General features: G+C 34.9%; 11 protein-coding genes. 5 read left to right on the forward strand and 6 right to left on the reverse strand.

All coding sequences use genetic code 11. The features are described from left to right. Positions 1-7: 7 nt before the first annotated feature. A complete protein-coding gene (locus FUA22_RS15350; protein WP_147769474.1) occupies positions 8-3,199 on the forward strand; it encodes an efflux RND transporter permease subunit in 3,192 nt (1,063 codons plus the stop codon). Positions 3,200-3,206: 7 nt separating this feature from the next. After that, positions 3,207-3,395 carry a YgaP family membrane protein gene (locus tag FUA22_RS15355; protein WP_147769475.1) on the forward strand — a complete coding sequence of 63 codons (189 nt, stop codon included), beginning with the start codon at positions 3,207-3,209 and terminating at the stop codon, positions 3,393-3,395. Between the two features lie 99 nt (positions 3,396-3,494). On the opposite strand, the gene FUA22_RS15360 is transcribed toward FUA22_RS15355, so the two are convergent. Then, positions 3,495-4,880, reverse strand: coding sequence for an OmpP1/FadL family transporter (locus FUA22_RS15360; RefSeq protein WP_147769476.1), 1,386 nt, complete (start codon positions 4,878-4,880; stop codon positions 3,495-3,497). A 302-nt stretch (positions 4,881-5,182) separates the two neighbouring features. Between FUA22_RS15360 and sqr the strand changes: the two genes are divergently transcribed. Genes sqr through FUA22_RS15375 form a run of 3 tightly spaced genes read left to right on the forward strand, consistent with a single transcriptional unit; the run spans position 5,183 to position 7,234 of the window. Next, positions 5,183-6,415, forward strand: coding sequence for a type III sulfide quinone reductase, selenoprotein subtype (sqr, locus tag FUA22_RS15365; RefSeq protein ID WP_147769477.1), 1,233 nt, complete (start codon positions 5,183-5,185; stop codon positions 6,413-6,415). 12 nt (positions 6,416-6,427) lie between these two features. Beyond that, positions 6,428-6,736 (forward strand): TusE/DsrC/DsvC family sulfur relay protein, encoded by a 309-nt coding sequence (locus FUA22_RS15370; protein ID WP_147769478.1) that lies wholly within the window; start codon positions 6,428-6,430, stop codon positions 6,734-6,736. A gap of 24 nt (positions 6,737-6,760) precedes the next feature. Next, the gene (locus tag FUA22_RS15375; RefSeq protein ID WP_147769479.1) at positions 6,761-7,234 is read left to right on the forward strand and encodes a DsrE/DsrF/DrsH-like family protein; all 474 of its coding nucleotides are present in this window, start codon (positions 6,761-6,763) and stop codon (positions 7,232-7,234) included. 86 nt (positions 7,235-7,320) lie between these two features. Here the strand turns inward: FUA22_RS15375 and FUA22_RS15380 are convergent, their stop codons facing one another. The 5 genes from FUA22_RS15380 to FUA22_RS15400 form a co-directional block, all read right to left on the reverse strand. Further along, entirely contained in the window at positions 7,321-8,100 is a 780-nt protein-coding gene (locus tag FUA22_RS15380; protein WP_147769480.1) for a T9SS type A sorting domain-containing protein, read from the reverse strand. 105 nt (positions 8,101-8,205) lie between these two features. Then, complete coding sequence (locus FUA22_RS15385) at positions 8,206-12,219, reverse strand: FG-GAP-like repeat-containing protein (protein WP_206667116.1); 4,014 nt, start codon at positions 12,217-12,219, stop codon at positions 8,206-8,208. 111 nt (positions 12,220-12,330) lie between these two features. Then, on the reverse strand, positions 12,331-13,947 hold the full coding sequence (locus FUA22_RS15390) for a hypothetical protein (RefSeq protein ID WP_147769481.1): 1,617 nt from the start codon (positions 13,945-13,947) through the stop codon (positions 12,331-12,333). Positions 13,948-13,963: 16 nt separating this feature from the next. Further along, positions 13,964-15,733 (reverse strand): RagB/SusD family nutrient uptake outer membrane protein, encoded by a 1,770-nt coding sequence (locus FUA22_RS15395; protein ID WP_170309947.1) that lies wholly within the window; start codon positions 15,731-15,733, stop codon positions 13,964-13,966. A gap of 14 nt (positions 15,734-15,747) precedes the next feature. Next, entirely contained in the window at positions 15,748-18,897 is a 3,150-nt protein-coding gene (locus FUA22_RS15400) for a SusC/RagA family TonB-linked outer membrane protein (protein ID WP_147769483.1), read from the reverse strand. Positions 18,898-19,110 lie beyond the last annotated feature (213 nt).

Below are 19,110 nucleotides of genomic sequence, written 5' to 3' on the forward strand. Positions count from 1 at the left end.
TTACATTATGAAAGAAGGTTTAGCAGGCAAAATAGCCAAAGGCTTTATGAATTCAAAGCTTACAGTGCTTCTCATGGTGGTGTTTATGGTTATTGGAGTGTACAGTTCGTTTTTAATTCCTCGTGAAGAAGAACCGCAAATTGATGTGCCCATGGCAGACATTTTTGTTAGGTATCCTGGAGCGAGTCCAACAGAGGTTGAAAGTAGAGTAATAAAACCTTTAGAGAAGTTGCTGTCTAATATAAAAGGGGTAGAATATGTTTACTCTACTTCTATGAAAGAACAGGGGATGGTAATTGTTCAGTTTTATGTGGGAGAAGACATTGAACGCTCTTTTGTAAAACTTTATAATGAAATTAATCGACACATGGATATCATGCCCAAGGGTGTTTCTATGCCTTTAATTAAAACAAGGGCCATAGATGACGTGCCAATGTTAGGATTGACATTATGGAGTGAGAATTATGACGATTTTCAACTAAAACAGATTGCTAATGAATTAAATAATGAAATAAAAAAGGTAAATGATGTTTCTATAACTCAAAAAATAGGAGGGAGAGACCGCCAATTGAGTGTTGTTATAGATAAAGATAAACTAGCGGCAAGCGGGTTAGATTTTTTATCGGTTTCAGAAATGATAAAAATTAACAATCAACAGTTAAGCGCTGGTAAGTTTAGTAGTAATGATAAAGAGTTTCTTGTAAATACAGGTAGGTTTTTAGAAACTGTTGAAGATGTTGAGAATTTGGTGGTTGGTGTTCAGCAAAATCAGCCTATTTATTTAAAGCAAGTCGCAACCGTTGTCAACGGGCCAGAATTACCAAAAAGTTATGTGTCTTTAGGTTTTGGACAAGCCAGCGATAAGGTTTCGTCATTTCAATCAGAATATCCTGCTGTAACTATTTCTATCGCAAAGCGAAAGGGTGCAGATGCCATGAAAATTTCTGATGTGATTTTAGATAAAGTAGAGTATCTAAAAAGAACTTTAATACCTGATGATGTTCATGTTGAAGTTACTAGAAATTATGGAGAAACCGCTTCTCAAAAAGTATCAGAACTTTTAATGCACCTTATTGGAGCCATTATAGCTGTAACCTTTGTGGTAATGTTAGCTATGGGTTGGAGAGGTGGTTTGGTAGTATTTCTGTCCGTACCAATAACATTTGCATTAACCTTGTTGAGTTATTATATGTTGGACTATACGCTTAACAGAATTACCTTATTTGCATTGGTATTTGTTACAGGTATTGTGGTTGATGACTCTATTATTATTGCAGAAAACATGCACCGTCATTTTAAAATGAAAAAATTAGCATTTAAAGAGGCTGCATTGTACGCAATTAATGAAGTAGGTAACCCTACCATATTAGCAACATTCACTGTTATCGCTTCTGTATTACCAATGGCGTTTGTATCTGGATTAATGGGGCCTTATATGAGCCCTATGCCAATAGGAGCTTCTATAGCAATGTTACTGTCTCTATTTGTAGCCTTAACTATTACCCCTTATTTAGGATTCTTGTTTTTGAGAGAAAGAGCCAAAAAAGGAAAACTGAAAAAAGAAAAAACGATTGAAGAATCTACTATTTATAAACTTTATGAAAAGTTTGAACGCCCTTTAATTGAAAACAAAACAAAAAGATGGTTGTTTCTTGGTGTAACCATAGTTTTACTATTGGGGTCATTGTCCATGTTTTTTACCAAATCAGTAGCGGTAAAAATGTTGCCTTTTGATAACAAAAATGAATTTCAGGTAGTTATTGATATGCCTGAAGGCACTACTTTAGAACGTACTGCAGTAGTTACTCAGGAAGTTGCTCAGTATTTATCCACTAGACCTGAGGTTGTTAATTATCAAAGTTATGTGGGGACATCGGCTCCAATAACTTTCAATGGTTTAGTGCGTCATTATGATTTGCGCGGTGGTAGTAACATGGCGGATATTCAGGTGAATCTAACCGATAAGCATGATAGATCTGAACAAAGTCATGACATTGCCAAATTGTTCCGACCCGATATTCAAAAGATAGCTTCAAAATTTAATGCGAACCTTAAAATTGTTGAGGTACCACCAGGACCACCTGTATTATCTACAATAGTTGCTGAAATTTATGGACCCGAATACAATAAACAAATTGAAGTTGCCAATGAAGTTCAGAATATTTTAAAGAACACGCCCGATGTTGTTGATATTGATTGGATGGTTGAGGATGACCAAACGGAATATGAATTTGTAATAGACAAACAAAAAGCAATGCTCTATGGTGTTGCTCCGCAACAAATTGTTTATACCATGAATTTGGCACTGGCTGAAAATGCGGTGTCCACATTATATAAAGAGGACGCTTCAGAACAAGTAGGCATTGTATTAGCTTTAGATGAAAAAGATAAATCATCTTTAACCGACATTGCTCAACTTCAAATTAAATCTCAACATGGAAATATGGTCAGTGTTGGTGATTTGGTTGAAATTAAAGAACAAGTTAGAGCAAAGAGTATTTACCGTAAAAACCAAAAACGGGTGGTTTATGTAATGGCAGACATGGCTGGTGAATTAGAAAGTCCTGCTTACGCCATTTTAGGAATGTCTGATAAGCTAAATGCTATTAATCTTCCCGAAGGTTATAAAATGGATGAACTATATATGAATCAACCAGATTTTGAAGATGATTACACGGTTAAATGGGATGGCGAATGGCAAATTACCCTAGAAGTATTTAGAGATTTAGGAGTAGCCTTTTTAGGAGTAATCATAATTATATATATGTTAATTGTAGGTTGGTTTCAAAACTTCAAGGCACCCATTGTTATGATGGTTGCAATTCCATTATCAATGGTGGGAATTGTACTTGGTCACTGGATGTTAGGAGCGTTTTTTACGGCTACATCATTTATTGGTATGATTGCTCTAGCAGGTATTATGGTAAGAAACTCGGTGTTACTTATTGATTTTGTAAACCTAAGACTTAAAGATGGCGTGCCATTAAAATTAGCGGTCATAGAAGCTGGAGCGGTTAGAACAACCCCAATACTATTAACAGCTGGAACGGTTGTAATTGGAGCCTTTGTGATTTTATTCGATCCTATTTTTCAAGGATTAGCAATATCCTTAATGGGAGGAACAATTACAGCTACTATTTTAACATTATTGGTAGTGCCACTTGTATATTATTTAATAGAACGTAAAAATTATAAATAACAGAATTATGATAAATAGATTAATAAGAGCTATAGCAGGAACATTTATATTAATAAGTCTTGTATTAGCTATAAAAGTAAATATGAATTGGCTTTGGTTTACAGCATTTGTTGGGGCTAATTTATTGCAGTCTTCTATTACAAAATGGTGTTTAATGGAAACCATTTTGGAAAAGGTATTTAAGGTAAAGAATTAGTTATTCTTTAAATTTGGTTTAGGTTAGTATGTGGTGTTATTTGCCACAAAAAAAGCAAGCTATTTAGCTTGCTTTTTTATTATTTTATTATAAAGTATTTTATTTATTAAATGTGTAACTGATACCAAACTGAACTAGAGATGTTGTCATAGAATATGATACAGACGATCCTGGTATAGCACCTAATGGGTTTGAAGGTGAAGCTAATCTAGGATTGAGTATCTTTCCTGAAGTAGCATCTCCACTATCACCATAATGGTAAACAGCATCAAAATTCCAGTTATCATTAATTTCATATCCTAGCCCAAATTGGAAAGCATCTTTTATAATCGCTGTTGCAGGTACATTGAAAAAAGCTACTTCTTCCGGAATTGGGTTTGAACTATAAGTATATCCTAATCTTAATGGTAACTTGTTAATACCCTTATACTGAATACCGGCTGAAAGAATGGAGATATTATCCCATCCAAATCCAGCAACAGAAGCTGTTTGTGTCCATCCCGTAGTTGAGAAACCATCGGTGTTTTCATAATCTACTCTTCTAAAGTCAAGTGCTAAATCAATATTATCATTAGAATAACCTACACCCAGCGAAAGAATAGCAGGATAATCCATAGTAAATTCACTTGTACTAGTTGAATTATCTAAGTAAGTGTTATCAAATTCATAATCGCTAAACTTTTGAGTAGTTTTATAAGAAGCCCCAAGTTTTAAACCAATACCAGAGTCATAGAATAATCCAAATTGTGCTCCAAATCCAATGGAGGTTGAAGCATCAGATGAAGGATAACCAGACATATTTGGGTTAGATGTGGGGTTTGGCATCAATTCTAATGACGCATAATTTATATTTGGTTGAACACCAATAGAAAACTTATCAGATAATTCATAGGCATATGATAAACCTACTTGTAATAACATATAATCAGACTCAATATGTCCGAAACCATTTAATCCTTGTGGCCAGTTAATAGGGTTAGAGTTGTTAGGATCCCAATTTGAATTAGGGTTTCCACTCATATCCATAGGTAAATTTGTTTCTTGAGGAAACGTAACGCCAAAACCACTAATACCAAAAGCAGATAGGCCAAAAGTATGTTTACTACCTTCTTTACCCCAAACCATGGCTATAGCTGGCATTGGAGATATACCTCTGTCGTCTTGAGTGGTTCCATTAACAGCTGGAGATCCAGGTGCTCCTGGTCCAAAATCTCCTGGTTGCCAAAGCATATTTGGTGGTAAACCTGAACTTAATTCAGGTGAAGAAAAGAATAAACCCACATCTAACTTTAAAGTTTTTTCATTAAAAGTAGATATTGCAGCAGGATTCCATTGTAATGCTCCCGATATATCTAGAGGTTGAGCCGTAGAAGCACCTCCCATAGACATGTTTACTGCTCCAACACCTTGCATAATATGACCTGCTTGAGAGAAAACAGCTGTTGTAAACAACAATAATAGATAATTAAAAAAATTAGTTTTCATAATTGAAGTATTTAAGACATGCTGCAAAAGGTTTTGTTAGTTATCGTTTTTTGCAATCATGTTTGTTGACAAAATTGTTACTAGACAAAGTTACCTGCACATTAAAAAACCAACTATGATAATTATCACCTTTTCATTGGTTTTTGATGTTATTTTTGATTTCTAAACCCTTGTGTAACCATTGTTACACAAGGGTTTACATGACTTTTGTCATTTTTTAGAGAGATGATTCAATGTACTTTTACCAAGTATTAAGGAATCAATATTTCAGGTTTTTTTAATACTTTAAATCAAAAGAAGAAATGAAAAATTTAGTGATTTTAGGAGCGGGAACAGCGGGAACCATGATGGCTAATCATTTGGTTTCAAAACTTCCCAAAAAAGAATGGGAAATAACTATAGTTGATCAATACAAAACACATTATTATCAGCCTGGTTTCTTGTTTTTACCATTTGATATCTATAATGAAAATCAGGTAAAGAAAGAAGGTAAGAAGTTTATCCCTAAAGGTGTTAACTATATTCAGAAAAAAATTGACAGAATTATTTCTGATGAGAATAAGATTAGTCTTGAAGATGAAACTTTAGACTATGATATTTTAATCATTGCCACAGGTTCAAAAATTGCTCCAGATGAGGTTGAGGGTATGCAAGGTAAAAATTGGCAAAAATCGGTTTTTGATTTTTATACTTATGAAGGAGCCTTAGCTTTAAGAAATAAATTAAGAGAATGGGAGGGTGGTAAGCTAGTGGTACATATTACTGAAATGCCAATAAAATGTCCTGTAGCGCCTTTAGAATTTGCCTTTTTGGCAGACTCTTATTTTAAGAAAAAGGGGATGCGAGATAAAGTTGAAATCACCTATGTCACGCCATTATCAGGCGCATTTACAAAAGAAAAATGTTCTAAGTCTTTAGGGTATTTATTAAAAGAAAAGAATGTAAATCTAGAAATTGATTTTGCCATAGAGCGCGTTGATAATGAAAATAGTAAAATTATTGATTACGCAGATAAAGAAGTTGATTTTGATTTATTAGTAACTGTACCCACTAATATGGGTGATGAGGTGATTGGACGTTCTGGTTTAGGAGACGATTTAAACTTTGTGCCTACACATCACAATACTTTACAGTCATTAGCTCATGAAAATATATTTGTAATTGGAGATGCTACCAATGTACCTGCCTCTAAAGCTGGTTCTGTGGCTCATTTTCAAGCCGAAACTCTCACAGATAATATATTGTTATATGTAGAAGGAAAGCCATTAAAAGAGGAGTTTGATGGTCATGCTAATTGCTTTATTGAAACAGGTGAAAATAAAGCCCTTTTAATTGATTTTAATTACGAATACGAACCGGTTGAGGGTACATTTCCATTTGCAGGAATAGGGCCTTTAAAACTCTTAAAAGAGAGTGTTTTTAATCATTGGGGAAAATTAGCATTCAGATGGATTTATTGGAATATGTTAATCAAAGGGATTCCTATTCCATTTGTTTCTAGAAATATGAGTACCAAAGGAAAAAAATTAAACTAAAAATTATAAAAAATGAAAAAAGTAATAGCACAAACGGAAATTAATGTTAATGAGGAAGGGTATTTAACAGACTTTGCTCAATGGACAAAAGAAATTGGAACTGAAATTGCTACTGATTATAATATTGAAATGACAGATAGACATTGGGAAGTTGTTAAATGGATTCAAGAAAAAGTTAATGAAGGAGCAGCTTTATCAATTAGAGGAATTAAAAAAAGTGGTGTTATAGATATTAAAAGTTTCTATGCATTATTTCCTGGTGGGCCTTTAAAAGTGTCAACAAAAATTGCAGGCGTACCAAAACCAAAAAGTTGTATTTAAATAATAGTATTAAAACTATAAATTATGGGAACTAAAGTAAAAAAAATGATGTTCATATTGTCTAAGGCTACTATTGAGAATGCTTATGCAGCTTTTGTAATGGCAAATGGGGCACGAATGGAAGGCATAGAATCTGAAATATTCTTTACATTTTTTGGATTAGAAGCTATACAAAAGAAGAAAATGGATAATTTACATGTTGCAACAGTGGGGAACCCTGGAATGCACATTCCAACAATGATTGGTGGTTTGCCAGGAATGGAAGCCTTAGCAACAAAAATGATGAAAAAGGAAATGGAAAAACTAGATATGCCTCCTGTAAGTGAATTTATAGAAATTCTTTCTGATTCTGGTTGTAGGCTTTGGGGTTGTAAGCTTGCGGTTGATATGTTCCACCTAGAAGAAAAAGATTTAATTGATGAATTAGATGGGATATTAACTATTGGCGATTTTTATAACAGAGCAGACCAAGAAGGTTGTCAAATAGTGTTTATTTGATAAAATATATAGTTGATTATAATAGAAAATGCAGCATTAAATATGCTGCATTTTCATGTTTAGTTTAGTTGAATTTGTGCTATTAATTATTGTTTCACAAATTTTGAAGTGGATCCAGTATCGGTCTTAAGGATATAAATTCCACTTGTTAAATCTGATACGTCAATTGTTCTTTCAGAGGTTAATTGTTTTACTTCTTGACCAATTAGGTTGTATATAGATACAGACTTGAATTTTTGGTAATCTGGAATGTTAAATCTGTTTGTTACGGGGTTTGGCGAAATTGTAAGCTTGTTTAAGCTTTTGTCTTCCACACCTAAAACGGAATTAGTACTTTGTACTATATCATCTATGTAATATACATCCCCATCTCTAGCACCATTGGCACTATTAAATTGAAACGCAAACTGATTGGTCCAGTTATTGTTAAATGTGGCAGAAGAGAAGTCAAATTCTACTGTAGTCCATGTGTTTAATGCTACATTAACAGTTTGTTCAATTTGGTTGAATTCATTAGCGGCACCAGTCCAATGTCTTGTTTGTGCTTTTAATGTAAAAGAGGTTTCATTTTTTGACAAAACTTTTAGACTTATAAAATGTCCTTGAGCGGCATTAAGATTAAATTTAGGATCATTCCATACAGCAAAATCCCAATCAAAAGCTCCATTGGTTTCAGTGATTCTTCCACAGTTGTCGCTTAAATTAATTCCTGTTTTCTCATCATTTGAAATGGCTTCATTTAAAGTAACTCCACCGTTGGTTCCAAGTGTGTAAGCTTGCCCTCCAGTTTCATATGTTACATTTACTTGAGAATAAGAAGTAATTGTGAGCGTTAAAGTTAAAAGTAAAAGTAATTTTTTCATCATATTTTATATTTAATTAGTTATTTCAAATATAAAATTGATATTAGGTGAAGATTAGAACAAATGTTCTTTTTTATAGAATAAAAGTTAAAAAACCATTTGTTGCACTTATGGTTTTACAATAAGTTTAGATTCATTATTTATTGTTAAAACGTAAACTCCAGAAGCTAAACTATAAGGTAAATGTATTTCAGTAACACCTGTTTCTTCATTATGTTGTTTGGATAAGGTTGCAATAACACTACCTTTTAAATCTGCAAGTTGAAACTCATCGGTTAATGTTGTGTTGGTAATAAATACTTTAAACTCATCGTTTAAAGGGTTTGGATACACTTTATAACTATAGGCAGAAGGCGTGTTAGTTTCTTCTTTTCCGGTGAAATATTCAACCCCAAAACTATACGCTTCTTTACCAATTTTCTCACCAATAAGCCTTCCAGGAATATCATCAGCAGGCGGGTGTATACCACCCCAAATTCTAGATAAACTGCATTGGTCTGATGCATCTCTGTAGGTTGCCCATTGTAGTTTTACATCAACACTGGGGCCTTCTTCAAACACCAAAAACTCATCTTTTTTGGCAATAAACTCTCCTACACCTCCTGGGAAGAAAGCATCTCCTGTTATGAGTGTCATGAGTTCTGCGGCAGCTCTTGAGTATGTTGAATGCCCTGAAACATAGCCCGCAAAAGGTGGTGTTACAAAGCTAGGGCGTTGATAGGGCCACCAATTATCTGCTAAAATCCAGCCAACACCTGCCATATCTGTACTGGGGTTACCAATAAAGTCATGACCTCGCCATGTGTATAATTTTATTTTACCTACATGCTCATTCATAGTTCCGGCTAACGGGTCTCCAGTTTCTACAATTTCTACATAACCAGGTTTGAGCGGAATACCACCTACATGATAATTAGAAAGCATATTATCAGAACTTTGACCTAATTCTGCCATATATCTAATGGCTGAAATGGGCCTGATATAATCATACCACCCTTTAACACCCCATGCAGAAACAGCAGCATCATGCATAGTGCCTCCCATTAAGAAATAAGCTTTTACATCCCACTCTAATGGAGACATTGTTTCACCAGTTCCATTTAATTTTTTTTGTAATGCAGGGTGGTCACTTACATAATTTAGTAATGTAAACCAATGCCCGGGAGGGGTTTCAGAGTCAGGACCATCTGCCCAAAATTCTGCTAATACTCTCGCATAGTCACCTCTAGGAACTAGTTGTTCTGGATAAGGGGCATTTGTATGAGGATTAATAGAATGACCTTGACTTGGGTCGCCACCTTCAAATTCGTTGTAGAAATCTGGAAAGTCTTCAAATGATTGAGGGATATTATTAATGTCAAAATTTCCAATAGATTTTGGTGAAATATCCCAAATAACGCCATCAGCTGGGTCTAAATGTGAACCCCAAACTGATACTAATGAAAATCCCCATTTATAGGATTGACTATCTGTGTCTTCAGAATTTAAGTTTAGATAAGGAGGTGGTGATGGATCATGATATACCTGATAATTGTATCCATCTCTGGTAAATGTAGATTTATTATCCTCTTTTAAAGAGAAAGGTAGTACTTGCCCCCATTCAGGGCCTAAAAAATCTGGGGTGTTACCAGCAATCAAGTTCCCACTTTGATCAATAAACTGATATAAGCTTAGTTGTTGCCACCTATTTGGATCCGTTAAGGTTACATTTCCTTGTAATTGCGGTGTTAAAGGCGTATTAACGGGTTCGTAAAATTTGTTTTCGTAAGCACCTGCTTCATTAGCACCATCTTTAAAGCCATAATCAATTATAGCTTGTGCAATATAATTACCTAAAGCAGCTGGATTACCATTTGTGTGATCTGTATCCGTAAAGTTAATATTATAACCTAAGTCAGTCATTAATAAATCAAAAGTGTGTTGAGTTTCCGCTAAGTTTGGAGAGTTTTTAAACCTATGACTAAGTAAACGATAAGCTGCATAACTCATGGCTTTTTTCCTAGCTTCTTCAATAGGTTCTTCTGTTTCAAAACCATAGAAGGGAATTACAATTCCGTGTACTTCATTACCTAATAAATAGGTTCTGGCATTTTCATCAAATATGGCCCATGCATCGTATAACGCCACACTTGTATGAAAAAGATTTCTGGCATGTACCGTAGGACGCGCATAATCATTTCTAATGGCATGTAGCAAAGCTTCATTCCAAATTCTTGCAATTGATCGATTAGCTGTTATTTTAGAGATTGTTAAATCTACTGGTAATATTATTTTTTCTGTAGCACAATTTGTGCTTGTTTCAATAACTGATACTTCACCTTCGTCTTCAAGATGCCAAAGAACTTTGATAGTTTCGGTATTTTGACCTGTTATTATCTCACCTCCGATAACTTCCCAAGATAGAGTAGAGTTAGTAGTTTTATTATAAGTGTAAATTTCTTCATTAAAATAACCTGTAGATGTTGGGCCTGAAATTTGAGAACCATCCAAATAAGAGCAAGAGCCATCATCTTCTACAGCTTCTGGGTTAAAGTTACAAGAATTGGGGTCTGTACAACCTTTAACTTTAACAGCTTGTGAGGTATCAATAATTTCATAACCATTTCCTTCTCTTGCTAGAATTATATTATCTAGGGGTAAATCGTTGTATGTTTCAATGAGTCCGGAAGGCCACTTTATTTCAATTTCAGAAATACTTGTGGCATCAGATAAACCAAAATGTAACGGTTGTATGCTTTGTGATAAAAAACCAACACCAGAGGCGTATCTGTGTAAACTTCCTTCATTAGTGGTTATTGAAACACTAGCGCCAATAGCATTTCTGTTAGATGTAGTACCTTCCAGCATAACTTTAAACCAGCGCGGGTTTTGAGTTGAAGTTGTTGTTATGGTAGTATTTTGATAAAAGAATGATTCTTGGTCACTGTTAGAAACAAATAAATCTAGATCACCATCGTTGTCATAATCAAATGGTGTTGCACCCACACTCATAGTTATAGCGCCAAGTCCAACATTTCCTGTTTTTTCGGTAAAAGTATAGTCATTTGGGCCATTGTTTTCAAAGTATACATTGGCTTCTCCTTCAGGGAAAGATTGTTTGAAACCATTTACCACAAAAAGATCCTCATCACCATCTAAATCAAAATCTGCAAAAGGACAATCCCAACTCCATCCGGTGCGTAAAATACCTTTTTCTTCGGCTTGTTCAGTAAAAGAATTGTCTCCGTTGTTTGTAAACAAAAGATTCATGTTTATATCAGTAACATAAATATCGAAATTGCCATCGTTGTTATAATCAGAAATGGAAAGCCCCATAAAATTAGCAAGTTGGTCAATGCCGTAGTTTGCAGCTTGATCTTCAAAAATACTTCCAAAATTGTTAATATATAGATTGTTAGGTACATAAAAATCATTAGAAACAAACAAATCCATCCATCCGTCTTCATTAAAGTCATACGGGATACTCATATAAGACTGTTCCGGACTATTTATCCCATAGAATTCAGACCTCTCTTCAAAAGTACCATCTCCATTATTTACATAAAATATGTTACCGTTACATCCGCCCCAAACAGATATATAAAGATCAATATAACTATCATTATTAAAGTCAAACCAAGTGGCTCCAGCATTATTACAATTATTGGTTCTTTCTATTCCAGCTTGGTTTGTAGTTTCAGTAAAGGTTCCATCTCCATTATTTCTAAAAAGTTGAACTTTATAAGCATGCGTAAAGAAGATATCTGGGTACCCATCATTATCATAGTCCCCCCAATGAGCTCCATATTTAAATCCATCTTGATAACCAATATCTTTACTTGGTTCAGAAGCAGGAAATAGGTTTGCCAACCCCGATGCGATTGTTATATCTGTAAAAGTGCCATCATTATTATTTCTGAATAATTTGCTTTGAGAAATAGGATTACCATTAATATCTTGTGCTTTTGCAACCACAAACAAATCCAAATCATAATCACCATCGTAATCGGCAACTGCAACACCATTGTTTTCATGCAGTCCATCTAAGTTAGCAATATGTTCAAAGCGTTGAAAGGTTTGACTATATATGCTTAATGAAAGCATTAAAAAAAAGGTACAAAGCAAATAAGGAAGGGTTTTCATATGCTCTTAATTATTTAAGGAAATGCAAAGCAACAATATAAGTTTAAAAAAGCCTATTTGAAAAATCAAATAGGCTTTTGTTATAAAAATCTAAGTTTAAAAAGCCCTAAATTAAGGTCTTTCTTCTACCTTCACTATATAAAAATCATCATAGTAAATAACAGCATCTGAATCTGCATTTCCATCAAGAAGTGCTCTAGCATATATTTGAGATATAGGTTGAGATTGTTTAAAAGTAAACTCTTTTTGAATCCACTCTCCTTGAGCTTCACCACCAAAGTTAGACCATCCTTTTTGACCCCAATTTTGAAGTAACCAGAATCCAGATGTTCCCGAAATGGTTGAACCTGGTGCTATATATCTTTTATATTTAAAGATATAATCTGCATCTGGGTCTAGAATAATTGGTTGTGAAAAATCACATCCAATTTCAACCTTATTTTGTCCAGGCACTAATGTACATTTTAAACTTAAGCTTCCACTAGCAGCTTGTTCAGAACTAACTTCAACAGTTCCTTGGTTACTCCACCATGCTCTCCAACTATCATCTCCTTGAAAACCACCATCTTCAACACTTGCAATACCAGGAGGGAACAAATTTACATCATGCATGATCACGGGCTCATCAGTAAAGGATACTGGTGTACGCGTATCTGTAGATTCTATACCGCTGCCATCTAAAAGACTTACTGTGATAACATCTGGTCTGTAAATAGGATCCTCTAACGTAATGTTTAAGAATGTAGCGTCATCAGCATCAACTTCAACATTTGCAATTGCGAAAGGTGTACCATTAACTTTAACCTCAAAGAATGCTTCTTTTTGGAAGAATGGTGTAAACTCACCATTAAATGGTATTCTAATGGATTCATCTTCTTGCTCAGCAATGTTACCCGTTAATTCAAATGGTTTAGATGAAGGAATGACTTTAAAAGGTCTTGATATTATTAACCTATCATTATCAGCAGGAATATTTTGACCACTTCTAGATACATTAATACCACCTTGGAAAACACCAAGCTTCTTGAATACAATGTTGGCTACCTCTTGATTGCTACCAGCAATTTGTTCAGTCTGCCCATCAACAGGAAACGTTCTTATAAACCAATTTCTACCTGTAGGCTCACCAATAGTAGTTTTGTCTGTAAACTCTAAAGCATCACCAGCCTCTACATAAATGGTGTCTGTTCCTGTAATATCCAATAGAGACCCTCCTTGTTTTACTTCAATTTCTGGAACAATGGTATCACGCACGTAAACCATAAGTGTAGTGTCAATTACCCATTTACCAGCTACATTTTCTGCAGGTTGCGTATAATAACCTCTTTCAAAGCTATATCCTCTAAACTCTACGTACTCATCAAAAATGTTAAACATTCTAACCTCATTCCATCCAGATTTCTTGAAGTAAACGTTGATTGTTTTCTCTTCAGATTTTGTCTCACCTGGGTTAATGATTTGTTTTTCATAAAGCTCCATAGAGTCTCTCCATTGAAAAGGTCCTTCTAAAAAGAAATTACCTTCGTCTATAGTCCACTCATGGTGTGTGAAGTTTTGAGATAAGTTAGCAAAAGTAATATACTCAAAAATATTGATGTCTAACGGCGCCTGTGCTTGACTGTGGTACAGTCCTACATCAGAAAAACTGTTTGGCTTGTCGTAATCGTCATCCTGACACCCCCAGAAGGCGGTGATTAGAACAACGGCAATTAAATATATTTTTTTCATGTTTAATCTTTTTTATTTAAAAATTGTATAAATCTGGATTAGCAATTTCCTCAGCAGCTGGTAATGGCCAATAAGCGTGTAATGCCTCATTATAGTTTACAGCAGCTTCTTGGAATTCAGCCCAATCTGGGTCACCATCACCAATTGCTACTTCATCACAGAGCGCACCCCATTTCCAGATTAAATTACCTTCATCATTTTCCATTTGGAATGATGTTCCAACATATTCTCTTTGAGCTAATTCTTGGTAACGTTGCTTTTTAATACCCCATCTTCTTAGGTCAATACTTCTATCTCCTCCAGGACCTTCACAAGATAACTCTAATGGATACTCTTTATGTCTTAAGTGTTCTCTTAAGCTAGTAGCATCGTAAGTAAGGTTGTCATGATCATTAAAAGGAAATTCTCCAGATCCTGCAGGGCCTAATAATTGAGCCCCAGCTCTACGTCTTACTTTATTAATATAAAGCATAGCCTCATCAACATTTCCTAATTCTATCTGGCATTCTGCATAGTTTAAATAAATCTCAGCTAAACGTAGTAAGCGTTCATTAACACCAGAAATGGTTGTACCATCTGTACCTTCAACTTCTCTTTCAGAAGCGCCAATGTCCCAATTGGTATGTTTTCTCCAGAAGCAAGTCATTTTAACATTAAAATTGGTTCCGAGGCCTGTTTTAGAGAAGCCATAGTAAGGCGTGTCATCATCATCAGCAATAGCTACTGAGTAAGACGTTCTTAACGTATATCTTCTAAATCCTGGGCTACCATCTGGTAATGTAACCATGTTTCTTTCATCAGAAAAATCTAATGGGTCATTGCGGTATTCCTGAATTAACCAGTTGGAAGCAACGCCACCCCACCAGCCTTGTTTACCGGTAAGTAACTGGTTAACGTTAGCTGTAGAAGCTGAAGATTTACCATCTATTAAAGCAAGTGTATAAATAATTTCTATAATAGACTCTTCGTTTAACTCATCATAAGTAGTCATGTTACTCATAGGGTGTGGCGTTAATGCATAGCCATAATTATCAATAACACGTTTAAAGTATGTAGAAGCTGTAGCAAAATCACCATCAAATAAATATGATTGCCCTAAAAGAGCTACTGCAGATCCTGATGTTACCCTACCTAAATCACTATCATCATTAGCATCTTCTAACCAAGTACTAGGTAAATTAGCTTCAGCAAATTCTAAATCGGCTCTATAAAAATCTAGAACCTCTTGAGAAGAACTTACCGCTTTATAATAACCTGTTTCAGAGGTTGGAACTTCATCCCAAATAATTACCTGACCATTATTAAAATGGTTGTGAAGGTTAAAATAAGCATAAGCTCTATGCCATCTTGCCTGTGCTAAAACTAAATTAGCATCTTCCTCGGTGTCTTCGCTACCATGAGTTCCTGCTAAGTCTTCACAAGCAGCAATTACTTGGTTGGCTCTAAAAATGGTGGTGTATAAATTAGCCCATTTGTGTCTATTAGCATCACTAGCCTCGTTAAAGGTTTGTTGGTAGTATATATTGGTGTTATTTGGTCTTTGCCAGCCATTAGCCCAAGAATAATCAGATCGAGCTAATTCATCTACCAATCTATAGCTGTTTCCATTTGAAAACGCATCGTAAACAGCATTCAGTCCATAATTTAAATCTTGTATGTTATTCCAAAATGTGGCCGGTGATATGGCATTTGGATTATCTTGTACAAGAAAATCATCTTTACATCCTGTCATAGTTAAGCAAAAGCCTATGATCAGAACAATGTTAATTTTTAATAATTTTTTCATAATCATATTTTTTTTTAGAATTCAAGTTGTAAACCAGCTCTAACCTGGCTACTAATAGGATAAGTACCTTTGTCAATACCTCTGGTACTTAGACCATTATTACCAACTTCAGGGTCAAACCCATCATATCCGGTAATAGTTATAAGATTTTGTCCGGTTACATAGAAACGTAACTTAGACACTCCAATTTTTTCTAATTTGTTTTTAGGAATACTGTATCCTAATGTGATATTACGTAATCTTAAAAAGGTGCCATCCTCTAACCACATATCATTTCTACCTCTATAGTTATCATGTGTTTGAGAACCTCTATTCACAGGTATATTTGAATCCATGTTTTGAGGTGACCATTGGTGTACTAAATCTTGGTGATTACCTACTTGATAAGCATAAGCTTTATTACCGTTCATAACTTCACCGCCAACAGCTGTATACCATTGCATAGAAAAGTCTACATGTTTGTACCAAGTGTTAAAGTTGAATCCCATTTCAAACTCTGGAGTACCAGACCCTGAATATTGTCTATCATCAAGAGTGATAACACCATCTCCAGCATCTGGGATGCCATCGCCATCAGTATCAACTGTTAAGGCATCTAGTAATCTTATGTCACCAATCTTTTGCTGTGTTGTAGGGTATTCAGCTTTATAGGCATCTAATTCCTCTTGATTTTTGATGATACCATCTGTTTTAATTAACATAAAGGCACCGGCTTCTAAGCCTTCTGTTATTACAGAAACATAATCTCTATCATTATCACCTCCAGAAATATTACTATCATCAAAGTAAATTAATTTATTGGTGTCTGCCATTTTTGTAATGGTATTTTCATTTTTGGTAAATGTTACTCCAGCATTCCAAGACCATTTACCTTTATGACGGTAATTTGCAGCCATTTCAATACCTTGGTTAACCATATCACCAACGTTCAATACTACCTCCGCATTTTGTCCAGTTCCACCACCTACAGTTGGAGGGAGTAATACTGAGAATAACATGTCTTTTTTGTTAGTTCTATACACGTCAGAAGAGAATGTTAACTTATTATTAAAGAAAGATAAGTCATAACCGAAGTTAGTAGATTGAGAGGTTTCCCATTTCACATTTTCGTTTGCAAAACCTTCTTGAATAGCTCCATTTAATAAAGAGGCATCACTATTTCCGAAAAGATAATCGTTTTCAATTTGAATGGTTGGCGCATAGCTATAATCGCTAATACCTTGGTTACCCGTAGTACCATAACTGGCTCTAATTTTAAACGAAGATACCGTGCTCTTTAATGGTGCCCAGAAATCTTCATCTGAAACATTCCATCCAGCAGAGAATGATGGGAAAACACCCCAAGGGTCTTTTCTAAATCTTGAAGATCCATCTCTACGTACACTACCACTTAATAGGTACTTTCCTTTATAGTTATATTGTAGCCTTCCTAACATACCAATTAGCGTGTTTTCTCTATCTTGAGTCCAACGATTAGTTCCAGATCCCGTTTGCGGGTCTTCTAATGCATTGTTTAGTACATCTAGCTCACTACTGAATAAATCAAATTTTCTACCCCAAAACTGTGAGTAATTATATCTTTCAGCAGAATACACAGCGGTTAACTTAATGTTGTGATTACCAAAGCTTTTGTTAAAGGTAAGAATATTTTCTAAAGTAGACTTCTTAGACTGCGTACTCTCATTGTAAATCTGAGCTCTTTGTTGAGTTGGTATTTCATTACCTTCCCAATCATACGCCGTATACTTAGGGTTAATTCTTCTTCTTGTGGTGTTATATCTACTAATAGATCCTCTTGTTTGGAATTTTAAATCCTTTGTGAAATTATAGGAAAGCGTTATTGCTCCATCAAAGTAATCTTGCTCTTCATGGTCTGTTTGTGCTAATCTGTATCCTAAATATGAAAGATTTGCCGCACTAGATCCTTCACCGGCTTCATCTGTTCCTAACTCACCAGCATTAATTTGCCTTTGGAAAGGGGAAAACCTGATAATTTCTCTTGTTAATCCCCAAGGAGAATATTCTTGTTCACCTGTTCTAAACGAAATACCTGTTTGTATATCCCATTTACCTTTTGAATATGAAGTATTAGATCTTACATTAAATCTGTCTAATCCCGATTTAATAATAGCACCTTCTTGTTTATAGAAATTAGCAGTAATGTTATAGGTTAAACCATCTTTACCACCAGAGACACGTAAACTGTGGTTTTGAATAGGCGCATCATCATTTTGTACAACATCTTTTAAACTACTATTGTTAGCTAATTGATGTCCTGCACGGTCAATAAGGGTCCAAGTATTACCATAAACACGTCCTTGTGAAGATTGAGATAATAGAAATTGCGAATACCATCTATCTTCAGATTCCATAAGAGGTGTACCTGAAGTAATAGTTTGAATACCATAATAACTGTTAATACCTACCTTCATTTGTCCTACCTTACCTTTTTTTGTGGTAATTAAGATAACACCAGCAGCTCCCCTAGTACCATAGATTGCTGTAGAAGCGGCATCTTTTAATACGTCTATGGTTTCAACTTCCTCAATACTTAATCGTGGGTCTGTATCAAAAGGAATACCATCTACTACATATAATGGAGAGTTAGCACCGAAAATCGAGGTTAAACCACGAATCTGTACATTAGCTTCAGCACCAGGAGCACCAGAACTAGCAGTTACAGATACACCAGCAATCTGCCCTTGAAGTGCAGAACCTAAATCGGAGGTTGCAACATTCATAATGTCATCAGCTTTAACTTGCGCTACAGCACCAGTTAACTCTTTCTTCTTCTGAGTACCATAACCAACAACCACTACCTCATCTAAAGTAGAAAGGTCTTCCTGTAAAGATATATTAAGGGTTGTTTGGTCACCAAGTGTTATCACTTTGTCAACATAACCAAGATAGCTAAACTGAAGCTTATTTCCAGTTGCCGCATTAATCTCATAATTTCCATCAAAGTCTGTAACAGCTCCGTTAGATGTTCCAACAACTATTACTGTGGCTCCTGCTAGAGGTTCTCCATCGCCAGTCACTTGTCCCTTAATGGTTTTTGTCTGCGCCTGCGCCGCACTCATACCAATAGAACAAATACATGCAATTAGAAAAGCCTTGAATTGCCACCCTTTGAATAGCGTTCTTTCAAGTAATTTGAATTTCATATTTTGTTAGTTTTAAATGTTTGATGCACAAATTTGTATAAAAAAGCGAATTTATAGGGAAACAAATGTCTTATATGCTAGTACAAAAGTTCAAAACCTTAAATTAATGTTAAATATTGAAATATGTTAAAAAACTGATAATAAGTATATTATGTGTTTGTGTCAAGTTATTTTCAAGTGAAACTTTTGTTTTTTTGTGAAAACCATTTGGAG

This window comes from Seonamhaeicola maritimus (genome assembly GCF_008056315.1).
Classification (GTDB): Bacteria; Bacteroidota; Bacteroidia; order Flavobacteriales; family Flavobacteriaceae; genus Seonamhaeicola; species Seonamhaeicola maritimus.